The 12,626-nt window shown below is 74.8% G+C and carries 11 protein-coding genes; 4 read left to right on the top strand and 7 right to left on the bottom strand.

The genetic code is table 11. The features are described 5' to 3' along the window. Positions 1-29: 29 nt before the first annotated feature. From AB0F68_RS18695 to AB0F68_RS18705, 3 genes are all read right to left on the bottom strand, one after another. Complete coding sequence (locus tag AB0F68_RS18695; protein ID WP_357339580.1) at positions 30-1,229, bottom strand: low temperature requirement protein A; 1,200 nt, start codon at positions 1,227-1,229, stop codon at positions 30-32. Between the two features lie 62 nt (positions 1,230-1,291). Then, positions 1,292-1,867, bottom strand: coding sequence for an HhH-GPD-type base excision DNA repair protein (locus AB0F68_RS18700; protein ID WP_357339582.1), 576 nt, complete (start codon positions 1,865-1,867; stop codon positions 1,292-1,294). A 111-nt stretch (positions 1,868-1,978) separates the two neighbouring features. Further along, positions 1,979-3,202 carry a S8 family peptidase gene (locus AB0F68_RS18705; RefSeq protein ID WP_357339584.1) on the bottom strand — a complete coding sequence of 408 codons (1,224 nt, stop codon included), beginning with the start codon at positions 3,200-3,202 and terminating at the stop codon, positions 1,979-1,981. 185 nt (positions 3,203-3,387) lie between these two features. On the opposite strand from AB0F68_RS18705, the gene AB0F68_RS18710 reads away from it, so the two are divergent. Both AB0F68_RS18710 and dtd read left to right on the top strand, forming a co-directional pair. After that, complete coding sequence (locus tag AB0F68_RS18710; protein ID WP_357339587.1) at positions 3,388-4,872, top strand: methyltransferase; 1,485 nt, start codon at positions 3,388-3,390, stop codon at positions 4,870-4,872. Beyond that, positions 4,872-5,294, top strand: coding sequence for a D-aminoacyl-tRNA deacylase (dtd, locus tag AB0F68_RS18715; RefSeq protein WP_357339590.1), 423 nt, complete (start codon positions 4,872-4,874; stop codon positions 5,292-5,294). The genes AB0F68_RS18710 and dtd overlap by 1 nt, the downstream gene beginning before the upstream one ends. 97 nt (positions 5,295-5,391) lie before the next feature. Here dtd and AB0F68_RS18720 read toward each other — a convergent pair whose 3' ends face one another. Then, positions 5,392-6,180, bottom strand: a complete 789-nt coding sequence (locus AB0F68_RS18720) for a sporulation protein (protein WP_357339837.1) — start codon at positions 6,178-6,180, stop codon at positions 5,392-5,394. Between the two features lie 225 nt (positions 6,181-6,405). Between AB0F68_RS18720 and sigB the strand changes: the two genes are divergently transcribed. Together sigB and AB0F68_RS18730 are read left to right on the top strand one after the other, a co-directional pair. Next, the gene (sigB, locus tag AB0F68_RS18725; RefSeq protein ID WP_357339592.1) at positions 6,406-7,392 is read left to right on the top strand and encodes an RNA polymerase sigma factor SigB; all 987 of its coding nucleotides are present in this window, start codon (positions 6,406-6,408) and stop codon (positions 7,390-7,392) included. Positions 7,393-7,474: 82 nt separating this feature from the next. Continuing rightward, positions 7,475-7,882 carry a VOC family protein gene (locus AB0F68_RS18730; RefSeq protein ID WP_357339594.1) on the top strand — a complete coding sequence of 136 codons (408 nt, stop codon included), beginning with the start codon at positions 7,475-7,477 and terminating at the stop codon, positions 7,880-7,882. A 3-nt stretch (positions 7,883-7,885) separates the two neighbouring features. Here AB0F68_RS18730 and AB0F68_RS18735 read toward each other — a convergent pair whose 3' ends face one another. Genes AB0F68_RS18735 through AB0F68_RS18745 form a run of 3 tightly spaced genes read right to left on the bottom strand, consistent with a single transcriptional unit; the run spans position 7,886 to position 12,532 of the window. Continuing rightward, positions 7,886-10,441 (bottom strand): GNAT family N-acetyltransferase, encoded by a 2,556-nt coding sequence (locus AB0F68_RS18735; RefSeq protein WP_357339596.1) that lies wholly within the window; start codon positions 10,439-10,441, stop codon positions 7,886-7,888. 3 nt (positions 10,442-10,444) lie between these two features. Then, a complete protein-coding gene (locus AB0F68_RS18740) occupies positions 10,445-11,626 on the bottom strand; it encodes an acetoin utilization protein AcuC (protein WP_357339599.1) in 1,182 nt (393 codons plus the stop codon). A gap of 48 nt (positions 11,627-11,674) precedes the next feature. Then, entirely contained in the window at positions 11,675-12,532 is an 858-nt protein-coding gene (locus AB0F68_RS18745; RefSeq protein WP_357339602.1) for a sulfurtransferase, read from the bottom strand. Positions 12,533-12,626: the final 94 nt, after the last annotated feature.

Consider the following 12,626-nt stretch of genomic DNA (forward strand, 5'->3'; position numbering starts at 1 on the left):
GCCGCCCCGGTTGCGTGTCCCCCGGCGGGTCACATCGGCGAGGCGGGGCGCTCGGGCGGGCGGCCCCGGGCCCGCAGCGCGTCCGCCACCGCCATCCCGGTCAGCACCACGGTGACGGCGAGGGCGAGGGCGAGCAGCGGCAGCCGGCCCAGCAGCGGCACGCCGAGGACCAGGAGCAGCAGGCCGACCAGGCGGGACCGGGAGACCCGGCCGAACACCTCGTACTCGAAGCGGGCCCGGCCGACCACGAAGAGCGCCGGGCCGCCGACGATGGCCGCCACCCGGACCACGTCGGCGTGCCCGGCGGGCTCGGTGATCGCCACCTCGTAGCCGACCGCCGTGGTGACGATGCCGGCGATCATGGTCAGGTGGGTCCAGGTGGCCGACCGCCCCAACCGGGCCGGCTGCCGCGCCTCGGCCACGGCCTCGGCCAGCACGGAGCCGGCCCGGTGGAAGTAGATCCGCCAGAGCAGCACGGTGGTGGCGAAGGCGTCCACGAAGGCGATCCAGCGCGGCAGCGAGAAGTGGGTGCCGCTGAACCCGACGCCGGCCACGAAGATCATCTCGCCGAGCGCGATGATGGTGAACTGCTGGTACCGCTCGGCCAGGTGCTCGCCGGTCACCGTCCACGCCGTGGCCGTCGCCCGGCCCAGCCGGGGCGCCGGCCAGCCGGTGATCAGGCCCAGGTAGTCGATCAGCAGGGCGATCCCCCAGCAGAGCAGCCGCACGTCCTCCCCGAGCAGGCCACCGACGAGCCAGGGCACGGCCGAGACGGCCGACCAGACCAGGATCCGGGCGGACAGGTGCCGCTGGACGTGCCGGCGCAGCGCCACCGTCAGGTAGATCGAGCGACCCAGTTGGATGGAGACGTAGCCGGCGGCGAAGCTCAGCCCGTGCGGCCCGTACGCGTCCGGCACCGACACCGCCATCACCAGGCTGCCGAACATCGACCCGACCATCACCGCCTGGATGGGCGGCTGCTCCGGGTCGTAGTGGCTGGTGGCCCAGGCGGTCAGCGACCAGACCATCCAGAGCGCGAGCAGCAGGAACAGCGTCTGCGCCAGCTCCAGCGGGAGGCGGTCGCCGCCCGTCGCCACGTCGGTGATCAGGCGCTGCGAGACCCGGGTGAAGGCGAAGACGAAGACGACGTCGAGGAAGAGCTCCAGGAAGGTCGCGCGGTAGGGCCCACCGCCCCGGCGCAGGAGTTCCGCCCCCCGCTCGTCCGTCATCACCCGCCCGTCGTCGCCGCCTTGACGATCATGACAACGAGCCAGGGTGGACGCCGGTTGCGTCAGCCCTTGGCGGCCTTCGCCTCCGCCTTCATCCGCTGCTTGTACTCGCGGACCCGGCGCAGCGACTCGGGATCGGTCACGTCGGCCACCGAGCGGTACGCGTCCGCGTCGCCGTAGCCGCCGGCCGCCTCGCGCCAGCCGTCCGGGGCGATCCCGAACCGCTTGCCGAGGAGGGCGACGAAGATCTGCGCCTTCTGCCGGCCGAAGCCGGGCAGGTCGCCGACCCGGCGCAGCAGTTCCCGGCCGTCGGCCACCTCGGACCAGAGCCGGGCCGGGTCGCCGTCGTAGCGCTCGACCAGGGCCCGGCACACCTCCTGCACCCGGGCGGCCATGGCCTTGGGGAACCGATGCAGCGCCGGCGGTCGGGCGAAGATCTCGACCAGGGCCTCCGGGGAGTAGCCGGCCAGCTCCCGGGCGTCCGGCTCGTGGCCCAGCCGCTGGGCCAGCACGTACGGGGAGGAGAACGCCTTCTCCATCGGCACCTGCTGGTCCAGCACCATGCCGAGGAGCAGCGCCAGCGGGCTGCGCGCCAGCAGCTCGTTGGCCTGCGGGTCGATGGGCAGCGAGAGCGTCATGCCTCCATCCTGCCGCGCCCGCCGCCGCCCGCCACGCCGACTCCCCGGCGGCACGCGACACGGCCCGGTGGACAGGGGTGGGGTCCACCGGGCCGCGCGGCCGCGCGATCGTCAGTTGACGACGAACAGCAGCCGGTTCGGTGAGCCGGATCCGGGGTTGGTCACCTTGCCGGTGGTGGCGTTGGTGGTCAGGTAGCTGGCCACCTGCGCCGGGCTGTAGGACGAGTTGGCGCCGAGCACCAGCGCGGCCGCGCCGGCCACGTGCGGCGAGGCCATCGAGGTGCCGCTCAGCGTGCTGCTGGCGGTGTCGCTAGTGCGGTACGCGGAGACGATGCTCGACCCGGGGGCGAAGATGTCCACGCAGGAGCCGTAGTTGGAGAAGGACGAGCGCGCGTCGCTGCTGGTGGTCGAGCCGACGGTGATCGCGGCGGCGGCCCGGGCCGGCGAGTAGTTGCAGGCGTTGGCGCTGGAGTTGCCGGCCGCGACCGCGTACGTGACGCCGGAGTTGACCGAGTTGGTCACCGCGTTGTCGATCGAGCTGCTGGCGCCGCCGCCGAGGCTCATGTTGGCCACCGCCGGCTTCACCGCGTTGGAGGTGACCCAGTTGATGCCGCTCACCACGCCGGTGGTGCTGCCGCTGCCGGAGCAGTTGAGCACCTTAACGGCGACCAGCCGGACGCCCTTGGCCACGCCGTACCGGGTGCCGCCGACCGTGCCGGCCACGTGGGTGCCGTGGCCGTTGCAGTCGGTGTTGTTGGTGTCGACGGTGTTGGTGCCCCAGGTGGCCCGGCCACCGAAGTCGGTGTGGGTGGTCCGGATGCCGGTGTCGATGATGTACGCCCGCACGTTCGAGGCCGTGTTCGGGTAGGTGTAGCTGGCGTTCAGCGGCAGGTTGCGCTGGTCGATCCGGTCCAGGCCCCAGGACGGCGGGTTGGTCTGGGTGGCCTGGCCGGTCACCACCCGGTCCTGCTCGACGTACGCGACGGCCGGGTCGGCGGCCAGCCGGCGGGCCTGGGCGGGGCTCAGCTTCGCGCTGTAGCCGGTGAGCGCCGCGCTCCACACCGTGCCGACGCTGCCGCCGTAGCGCCTGGCCAGGCCGGCGGCCCGGTCCGGCACGGCGGTCCGGGCGGCGAGGCTGTTCGCGGCGCCGACCGCGTCGCTCTTCAGCACCACCAGGTAGCTGCCGCCGATGGCGTCGGGGGCGGAGGCGTAGCGGACGTCGCCGGTCGGTGCGGCGAGGGCGGGGGTGGAGGCGGCGGCGGCGAGGGCCGCGGCGGCTGCCGTGACGGCGAGGACGCGCAGCGCGCGCCGCCGGGGAACGGACACGTCGGACATCGTCTGGCTCCCTACCGGGCACGCCCGGGCTCGTGACCACCGGGTACGCCCATCGACGAACGTTGGGGCAGATGCTAGCCATACATCGATGAGCGTGAAAGAGATAACAATCGATACAGTGGGTCGGTGGTATGGATGTCCCGGGTGCCCGCCGGGCGGGCGCCGCGGCGAGGCAGGATGACGACGTGGACCGTCACGACATGCTGCTCTCCCCCGCCGGGGTCGACGCGCTGCGCGCCGCGCTGACCCGGGCGCGCTTCACCGCCAACGGCATCGCCGACCGGCTCGGCGCGCAGGCCACCGGCGGGGTGGCCCGCAACGACTACCGGGCGGCCCTGCGCGCCACCGAGGACCGCGACCCGCTCGGCACGCTGATCCGGGTCTTCATCTGCGAGCAGACCGAGCCGGAGCCGGTGGTGGCCGCCGCGCTCGCCCCGTTGACCGTCGAGGAGGCGCTGGCCGGGGGCCTCGTCGAGCGGCACGACGACGGACTGCGCGCCGGCGTCGATCTGGAGCCGTACGGGGACGACTGGTGGGTGCTCGCCGACGTGCCGGCCAGCGCCCGGCCCGGCCGCCCGCTGCACGCCGAGCACGTGCTGGGCATCGGCGGGGCCACCCAGACGCTGATCGGCGCGACCGTGCGCCGGCCGGTGGAGACCGCGCTGGACCTGGGCACCGGCTCCGGTGTGCAGGCCCTGCACCTGTCCACCCACGCCCGGCGGGTGACCGCCACCGACGTCTCCGAGCGGGCGCTGCGCTTCGCCGCGACCACCGCCGCCCTCAACGGGCAGGACTGGGAACTGCTCCGCGGCGACATGGTCGCCCCGGTCGCCGGCCGCCGATTCGACCTGGTGGTCAGCAACCCGCCGTTCGTGGTCGGGCCCGGCACCACCACCCACGTCTACCGCGACTCCGGCCGGGTCGGCGACGCGATGGGCGCCGAGCTGGCCGCCGCCGCCCCGCACCTGCTCACCGAGGGCGGGACGATGCAGTACCTGGCCAACTGGGTGCACGTCACGGGCGAGGACTGGGGCGAGCGGGTGACCGGCTGGTTCGCCGGCACCGGGCTGGACGCCTGGGTGATCCAGCGCGAGGTGGCCGACCCGATGGCGTACGTCGACCTCTGGCTCACCGACGTCGGCGAGCGGGCCGACCCGCAGCGGATGGCGGCCTGGCTGGACTGGTTCGACGCGCACAAGGTGGAGGCGATCGGGTTCGGCATCGTCTCGCTGCGCCGGGCCGGCCACGACGAGCCGATCGTCCGGGTCGAGGACCTGCGCCAGCGGGTGGAGCCGCCGCTGGGCGACCGGGTCGGCGAGTGGTTCGACCGGCAGGACTGGCTGCGCGCCCGGGACGCCGACGGGCTGCTCGCCGCCCGCTACCGGGCCGCCGACGGGCTCCAGCTGCGTCAGGAGGCCACCATGGGCGACGAGGGCTGGGCGGTGGACCGGCAGGTACTCGCCATGCCGCACGGGCTGCGCTGGTCGGAGGAGATCGACCCGCTGGTGCTCGCCCTGGTCGGCGGCGCGGACGGCCGGCTGCCGCTGCGCGACCAGCTAGCCCTGCTGGCCGCCGCGCACGACGTGGCCCCGGACGAGCTGGCCGAGGCAGCCGGGCCGATCGTGGCGCACCTGGTCGAGCGGGGCCTCGTCGAGCCGGTGGCGGACTGATGCGAGCGGTGGTGCAGACGGTCGGCCGGGCCGCCGTGACCGTCGACGGCGAGGTGGTCGGCGAGATCACCGACGGGCTGCTGGTGCTGCTCGGGGTCACGCACACCGACACCCCGCAGGTGGCCGCCACCATGGCCCGCAAGATCCACGAACTGCGCATCCTGGACGACGAGCGGTGCGCCGCCGACACCGGCGCCCCCGTCCTCGTGGTCAGCCAGTTCACCCTCTACGGCGACGCCCGCAAGGGCCGGCGCCCGAGCTGGACCGCCGCCGCCCCGGCCGAGGTGGCCGAACCACTGGTCGACGCGCTGGTCGAGGAGTTACGCGCCCGCGGCGCCAAGGTCGAAACGGGCCGCTTCCGCGCACACATGCTGGTGGAGAGCGTCAACGTCGGCCCCCGCACCATCCTCCTGGACCTCTGAACCCCCGAACCCCGTCGGTGATCATGAAGTTAGCGGCACTTTCGGAGATCCGCATCGCCGCTAACTCCATGATCGACGGGAGGGGAGAGATAGGGGCTTAGAAGAAGAGGCCGCGGCGGGAGAGGGACTGGCGGAGCCAGCCGTCGAGCTGGGCGGTCCAGTCGGTGCGGTCCGCCGTCGCGTGGTCGACCGTGAAGCGGCCGAAGGCGTCGCGGCCCTCGGTGAACAGGCCGCCACGCTTGTCCAGCTCCAGCACCACGTGCACCTGTTGCGGGTCGGTGACGAAGGTGAGTTCGAGCTGGTTCATCGCGCGGGCGTACTGGGGCGCCGGGTGGAACTCGATCTCCTGGTAGAACGGCAGGCTCTGCCGTAGGCCGTAGATGTGGCCGCGCTCGACGTCGGCCCGGGCGAACCGGAAGCCCAGCCGCAGCAACGCCTCCAGCAGCCGCTCCTGGGCGGGCAGCGGGTGCACCGCCACCGCGTCCAGGTCGCCCTTGTCGACCGCCCGGGCCACCTCCAGCTCGGTCCGCAGGCCCATGGTCATCCCGTGCAGGTGCTGCCCGTACAGGTCGGTGAGCGGGGTCTCCCAGGGCACCTGGAAGCGGAACGGCACGTCGTACCGCTGCCCCGGGTCCAGCCGGAACGCGCCGGTCACCTGGGCCCGGCCGAACTCCTGGGTGGTGTCGTACTCCGAGTCGCCGCTCTCCACCTCCACCCGGGTCACCAGGCCGAGCGCGACGTAGCTCACATCGACCGGGTGCTCCCCGCCGACCACCTGGACCCGGCCCTCCAACTGGCCACCGGGACGGCAGTTCGGGTTGGCCAGCACCGTCTCCACCGACGGTCCACCCACACCCATCGCCTGCATGAGCCGCTTGAAGACCACCACGTCCTCCGATCGCCTGTGCGCGCCGAGCCCCGGTGGCCGGCCGCTGGCACGGTAACCGGGTCCGGCAAGGCACAGCCGACGTTCCGCCCGGATTGCTGTCGGGTCCCCGATCGCCTCACTCCCGTTTCACGCCCCGCCCGCCAAGCTGTTCCTCACCGGCACCGCCGCGCCGACGAACGGCACGGAACCGGTACGGCACGACGGACACGGGGAGAGACAGAGATGGCCCAGCAGATGATCGAGCACCAGGAACTGGATGTCACCCTGACCGACCTGGACGCCACCGACGAGCGCGGCGTCTCCACGGACCTGGTCCGGGCGTACCTGAACGGCATCGGCCGCACCAAGCTGCTCACCGCGGCGCAGGAGGTCGAGCTGAGCAAGCGGATCGAGGCCGGCCTCTTCGCCGAGGAGAAGCTCTCCACCTGCACCCCGGTCTCCGCCGAGCTGCGCGCCGACCTGGCGCTGATCGTGGCCGAGGGCCGCGCCGCCAAGAACCACCTGCTGGAGGCGAACCTGCGACTGGTGGTGAGCATCGCCAAGCGCTACACGGGTCGCGGCATGGCCTTCCTCGACCTGATCCAGGAGGGCAACCTCGGCCTGATCCGCGCGGTCGAGAAGTTCGACTACACCAAGGGCTACAAGTTCTCCACCTACGCCACCTGGTGGATCCGCCAGGCCATCACCCGCGCCATGGCCGACCAGGCCCGCACCATCCGCATCCCGGTGCACATGGTCGAGCAGGTCAACCGGATGGTCCGGGTCCGCCGCGAGCTGTCGGTCACGCTGGGCCGGGAGCCCACCGTCGCCGAGGTGGCCACCGCGCTGGACATCCCGGAGTTCCAGGTGATCGAGCTGATCTCCTACGACCGGGAGCCGGTGAGCCTGGACCAGACGGTCGGCGAGGACGGCGAGAGCGCGCTGGGCGACTTCGTCGCCGCGGTGGCCCCCGGCGCCGACCCGGGCGACGCCGCCGGCAACGGCGAACTGCGCAACGAGGTACGCATCGTGCTGGCCACCCTCTCCCAGCGGGAGCAGGCGGTGATCCGGCTGCGGTTCGGCCTGGACGACGGCCGGCAGCGCACCCTCGACGAGGTGGGCCGCGAGTTCGGGCTGTCCCGGGAGCGGATCCGGCAGATCGAGAAGGTGACCCTGCTCAAGCTGCGCGACCCGGAGCGGGCCAACCGGCTGGAGGCGTACGCCTGCTGAGCTGACTCCCGCGACAGGCCTGGGCGGTTCGCCCGGGCCTGTCGCGCTTGAAGCGGCGGCCCGGGACCGTCACCCTGGGGTGATGAACTGGACACTGGAAGTGGTGGTCGTGCCGGTCTCCGATGTGGACCGGGCCAAGGAGTTCTACGCCGAACGGCTCGGCTTCGCCGTCGACCACGACACCGACCTGGGGGCCACCGGGCGGGTCGTCCAACTCACGCCACCGGGCTCCGGATGCTCGATCGTCATCGGCCGGGGCGTCGTGCCGGACATCCCGCCGGGCTCGGTCAGGGGGCTGCAGCTCGTCGTGCCGAACCTGGAGAAGGCCCGCGCGGAGCTGGTCGAGCGGGGCGTCGCGGTCAGCGAGATCAAGGTGGTCGGGGAGAACCCGAGCCTCGTGCCGCACCCGCTGGACAACGTCGCTTTCGTGTTCTTCGCCGACCCGGACGGCAACGCCTGGGCGGTGCAGCAGATCTCCAGCCGGGGCTGAGCCTCACAGCCGGCGCGGGCCGGTGTCCGGACGGGGCGCCTCGGCGCCGGTGCGGACGGTGGCGTGCAGCACCGAGATGCCGTCCGGCCGGGCCAGCACCGGGTTGAGGGTGAGCGACCGGACCCGGGGCTGCTCGTCGGCGAGCCGCCCGACCCGCAGCAGCAGGTCGACCAGGGCCGCCCGGTCCACCGGCGCGGCGCCCCGGTGGCCGCGCAGCAGGGGCGCGGCCCGAGGCTCGTCGACCAGCTCGGCGGCGTCCCGGTCGGTCAGCGGCACCGCCCGCCACGCCCGGTCGCCGAGCAGCTCGGTGGCGACGCCGCCCAGGCCGAAGCCGACCACTGGCCCGAACGCCGGATCCTCCACCAACTCCACCACGCAGGCCACCCCGGGCGGCACCATCGGCTGGACCAGGACGTCCGCGCCGAAGACCGGGGCCATCTCGGCGTACGCGCGGCGCAGCGCGGCGGCGTCGGCCAGGTCGAGCCGGACCGCGCCCAGGTCGAGGCGGTGCCGCAGCCCCGGGGCGGCCGCCTTGAGCGCGACCGGCCAGCCGAGCCGCCCGGCCGCCGCCACCGCCTCCTCGGCCGAGTGCGCCGGCACCGACTCCACCACGTCGATCCCGTACCCGCGCAGCAACGCCGCCGCGTCCGCGCCGTCGGGCCGCAGCGCGGCCTGCCCGGCCGACCGGTCGACCCGGTCCAGCTCGGGCAGCACGCCGGGCGGGCGGCGCAGCCAGTCGGCGTACGCGGTGACCCGGGCCAGGGCCCGGACCGCCTCCTCCACGCTCGGGTACGCGGGCACCCCGGCGGGCACCCGGCCGGCGAGGAAGGTGGCCACCACCGGCTTGCCGGCGGCCCGCGCGTCGGGCAGGGCCGCGGTGAAGTCGGCCTCCGGGTCGGTGAGCTGGCCGGGCAGCGGCGGGGCGAAGACCGCCACCACGGCGTCCACCCGCTCGTCGGCCGCGGAGGCGGCGAGCGCGGCGGCGTACTCGGCGGCGGTGGCCCGGGGGCCGACGTCGTGCGGGTAGCCGTCGGCCACGGTGAGGCCCTGGCCCGCGCAGGCGGTGGCGGCCAGCCCGGTCAGCGCCGAGGAGTTGCCGACCACGGCGACCCGGCGACCGGCCGGCAGCGGCTGGTGGGCCAGGAGCACGCCGACGTCAAGCAGTTCGGCGACGGTGTCCACCCGGATCACCCCGGACTGGGCGAAGAGCGCGCTGACCGCGGCGGCGTCCAGGGCCGGGGCGTCGCCGACCCCCGGCGGGCGGGCCAGCGAGGCGAGCGCCACCACCGGCTTGCTCCGGCCGATCCGCCGGGCCAGCCGGGCGAACTTGCGCGGGTTGCCGAAGGTCTCCAGGTAGAGCGTGATGACGTCGGTGCCCGGATCGTCCTGCCAGTACTGGAGCAGGTCGTTGCCGGAGACGTCGGCCCGGTTGCCGGCGGAGACGAAGCTGGACAGGCCGAGCCCGCGCCGGGACGCCTCGGCGAGCAGGGCCACCCCGAACGCGCCGGACTGGCTGAACACGCCGACGCGGCCGGGGGCGGGCAGCACCGGGGCGAGGGTGGCGTTGAGGCGTACCGCGGGGTCGGTGTTGGCCACGCCGAGGCAGTTCGGGCCGACCACCCGCATGCCGGCCAGGTGGGCGGCGCGGACCAGGGCACGCTGGGCGGCCGCCCCGGCCGGGCCGGACTCGGCGAACCCGGCGGAGATCACGACCAGCCCGTGCGCGCCGGCCTTCGCGGCGTCGGCGACCACCTCGGTCACCGCCGTGGGGGCGACGGCCACCACGGCCAGGTCGATGTCGAGGCCGGCGTCGGCCGCCGACGGGTAGGCGGGCAGCCCGGCCACAGTCGCCGCGGTCGGGTGCACCGGAACGATCGCGCCGGTGAACCCGCCGTCGCGCAGGTGCCCGAGCAGGGCCGCGCCGACGCCCTGGCCGGTGGTGCTGGCGCCGTAGACGGCGATGCCGCGCGGGGCGAGCAGCCGGGCGATCGAGCGGGCCTCGGTCCGGTGCTCCCGGCCGCGCTGCACCTCCAGGGTCGCCTCGGTGGGGGCGATTGGGAAGTTCAGGTGCACCACGCCGTCGGCGAACTGCCGCTGGACCTGGTAGCCGAAGTCGGAGAAGACCCGCAGCATCGCCCCGTTGGCCGGGAGCACCTCGGCGACGAAGTGCACGATGCCGTACCGCCGGGCCGCGTCGGCCAGGTGCTCCAGCAGCACCGAGCCGATGCCCCGGCCCTGGTACGCGTCCTCCACCACGAAGGCCACCTCGGCCTCCGGCGAGCCGGGGCCGAGCCGCTCGTAACGGCCGACGGCGACGATCCGGTCGCCGGCCAGCACCACGAACGCCTCCCGGTCGCGGTGGTCGACGGTGACGAACCGCTGCAGGTCCCGCTCCGGAATCCGCGGGTACGGCGAGAAGTAGCGCAGGTAGCGGGTGCGCTCGGAGAAGCGGGAGTGCATCGCCACGATCGCCGCGGCGTCGTCCGGACGGATCTGCCGCAGCTGGACGGTCGTGCCGTCGCTGAGCAGCACGTCCACCGGTTGCGCGACGGTGGTCACCGGTCAGTCGCGGGGATCGTGCGGGTCGAGCCCGAGCAGCGGGAAGACCGCCTTGCGGGTCGCCGCGATCGCCCGGTCCACCGCGGTCGGCTCGCCGCTCGGCTGCCACGACTGGTACGACGGGTCGACGTCGTCGGTCATCCGCAGCGGGATCTCGTGCCCGGGCCGCCGTCGCGCCGCCAGGTCCCGCCACGCCGGCGGGGTCAGCGTGGCCGGGTCGAGGGGGTCCCCGGTGGCCACCGCGAGCAGGTGCGTCCAGGCCCGGGGCACCACCTCGACCAGCGCGTACCCGCCGCCCCCCAGGGCGACCCAGCGGCCGTCGCAGAGCTCGTCGGCGAGCGCGCGCAGCGCCTGGTAGGTGGCCCGCTGCCCGTCGACGGAGAGGTGCAGGTCCGCCAGCGGGTCGAGCCGGTGCCCGTCCGCCCCGCACTGGGTGACCAGCACCTGCGGCCGGAACGCCCGCAGCACCGACGGCACGATCGCGTGGAACGCCCGCTGCCAGCCCGGGTCGCCGGCCCCCGGCGGCAGCGGCACGTTGACCGCGGACCCCTCCGCGCCCGGGCCGCCGGTCTCGTCGGGGAACCCGGTGCCGGGGAAGAGCGCCAGCGGGGTCTCGTGCAGGCTGACCGTGAGCACCCGCGGGTCCCGGTAGAAGATCTCCTGCACCCCGTCGCCGTGGTGCACGTCCACGTCGACGTACGCGATCCGCTCCGCGCCGAGGTCGAGCAGGCGGGCGATGGCCACCGCCGGGTCGTTGTAGACGCAGAACCCGGCCGCCCGGGCCGGCATGGCGTGGTGCAGCCCGCCGGCCACGTTGACCGCCCGGCGGGCCCCGCCGCGCCAGACCGCCTCGGCCGCGGCGGCGCTCGCCCCGGCGATCAGCGCGCTCGACTCGTGCATGCCGTCGAAGACCGGGTTGTCCGAGGTGCCGAGGCCGAAGCCGGCGAAGAGCGGGTCCCGGGGCGCGGCCCGTACGGCGTCCAGGTAGCGCGTGTCGTGCACCCGGGTCAGCAGCGCGTCGTCGGCCGGTTCCGGCTTCACCAGCCGGACCCCGGGCCGGTCCAGCACCCCCAGCTCGCGGGCGAGCGCCATGGTCAACTCGACCCGGACCGGGTCGAGGGGATGGTCGCCCATGTCGTACCCGAGCAGGGCCTCGTCCCACACCACCACCGTGTCGTCGGCCATGGGGCCATCGTCGCACGCGCGCCAGGTGGACCCACCGCACGCGCGGCCTCAGCGGCCGGACGTCTCCCCGGTGGCGACCGGACGGTCCGGGTCGGCCACCCAGTTGCTCCACGAGCCGACGTACAGGGCGGCGTCGGGGCGGCCGGCCAGGTGCAGCGCCAGCACCGCCTGGGCGGCGGTCACCCCCGAGCCGCAGTACGCGCCGACCGGCGCTCCCTCGGCCACCCCGGCGGCGGCGAACCGCTCGCGCAGCGCCTCGGCGGCCGGGAAGCGTCCCTCGGCGACGTACTCGGGAGCGGGCAGGTTGACCGCGCCCGGGACGTGCCCGGCGACCGGGTCGATCGGCTCGGTATCGCCCCGGTAGCGCGGGGCGGCCCGCACGTCGAGCAGCACCCCGGCGTCGGCGGCGGCCAGCCGGGCGGCCTCCCGCGCGTCCAGCACCGGCAGCTCGCCGGGAGTGACCGTGACGTCCCCGGGCGCGGGCGCCGGCGCCTCGGTACTGACGGGCCGGCCGGCCGCGACCCAGGCCGGGAAGCCGCCGTGCAGCACCCGGACCGGCCGGTGGCCGGCCCAGCGCAGGGTCCACCAGGCGCGGGCGGCCGACATGCCGTCGCCGCCGTCGTACACCACCACGGGGTGGCCGGCGCGGACGCCGGCGGCCCGCAGCGCGGCCTGGAGCGCGGCGGGGTCGGGCAGCGGGTGCCGGCCGGCGGCGCCGGGCCGGCCGCAGAGTTCGGTGTCCAGGTCGACGAAGACGGCGCCGGGCAGGTGACCGGCCAGGTAGTCCGCCCGGCCGGGCTCGCCGGCGAGCCGCCAGCGGACGTCGAGCAGGGTGGGCGGGTCGGCACGGTCGAGTTCGGCGGCGAGCCGGTCGGGCTCGACCAGCAGGTCTTCGGTTCCGGACATGCGGTCCAGTCAACACCATCCCGGCAGCGATCCCCCGGTTCGGCGTCCGTAGATCGTCGGGGGTCCGGGGTAGCATCGAACGCCGGGAGGCCGC

The sequence above is a fragment of the Micromonospora sp. NPDC023966 genome, assembly GCF_040639095.1.
Classification (GTDB): domain Bacteria; phylum Actinomycetota; class Actinomycetes; order Mycobacteriales; family Micromonosporaceae; genus Micromonospora.

What these genes read in the sequence shown, in the direction of transcription:
- dtd (WP_357339590.1), top strand. Translation starts at nt 4,872, where the DNA reads ATGCGAGCGGTGGTGCAGACGGTCGGCCGGGCCGCCGTGACCGTCGAC.
- AB0F68_RS18705 (WP_357339584.1), bottom strand. Translation starts at nt 3,202, where the DNA reads ATGTCCGACGTGTCCGTTCCCCGGCGGCGCGCGCTGCGCGTCCTCGCC.
- AB0F68_RS18745 (WP_357339602.1), bottom strand. Translation starts at nt 12,532, where the DNA reads ATGTCCGGAACCGAAGACCTGCTGGTCGAGCCCGACCGGCTCGCCGCC.
- AB0F68_RS18740 (WP_357339599.1), bottom strand. Translation starts at nt 11,626, where the DNA reads ATGGCCGACGACACGGTGGTGGTGTGGGACGAGGCCCTGCTCGGGTAC.
- sigB (WP_357339592.1), top strand. Translation starts at nt 6,406, where the DNA reads ATGGCCCAGCAGATGATCGAGCACCAGGAACTGGATGTCACCCTGACC.
- AB0F68_RS18730 (WP_357339594.1), top strand. Translation starts at nt 7,475, where the DNA reads ATGAACTGGACACTGGAAGTGGTGGTCGTGCCGGTCTCCGATGTGGAC.
- AB0F68_RS18700 (WP_357339582.1), bottom strand. Translation starts at nt 1,867, where the DNA reads ATGACGCTCTCGCTGCCCATCGACCCGCAGGCCAACGAGCTGCTGGCG.
- AB0F68_RS18695 (WP_357339580.1), bottom strand. Translation starts at nt 1,229, where the DNA reads ATGACGGACGAGCGGGGGGCGGAACTCCTGCGCCGGGGCGGTGGGCCC.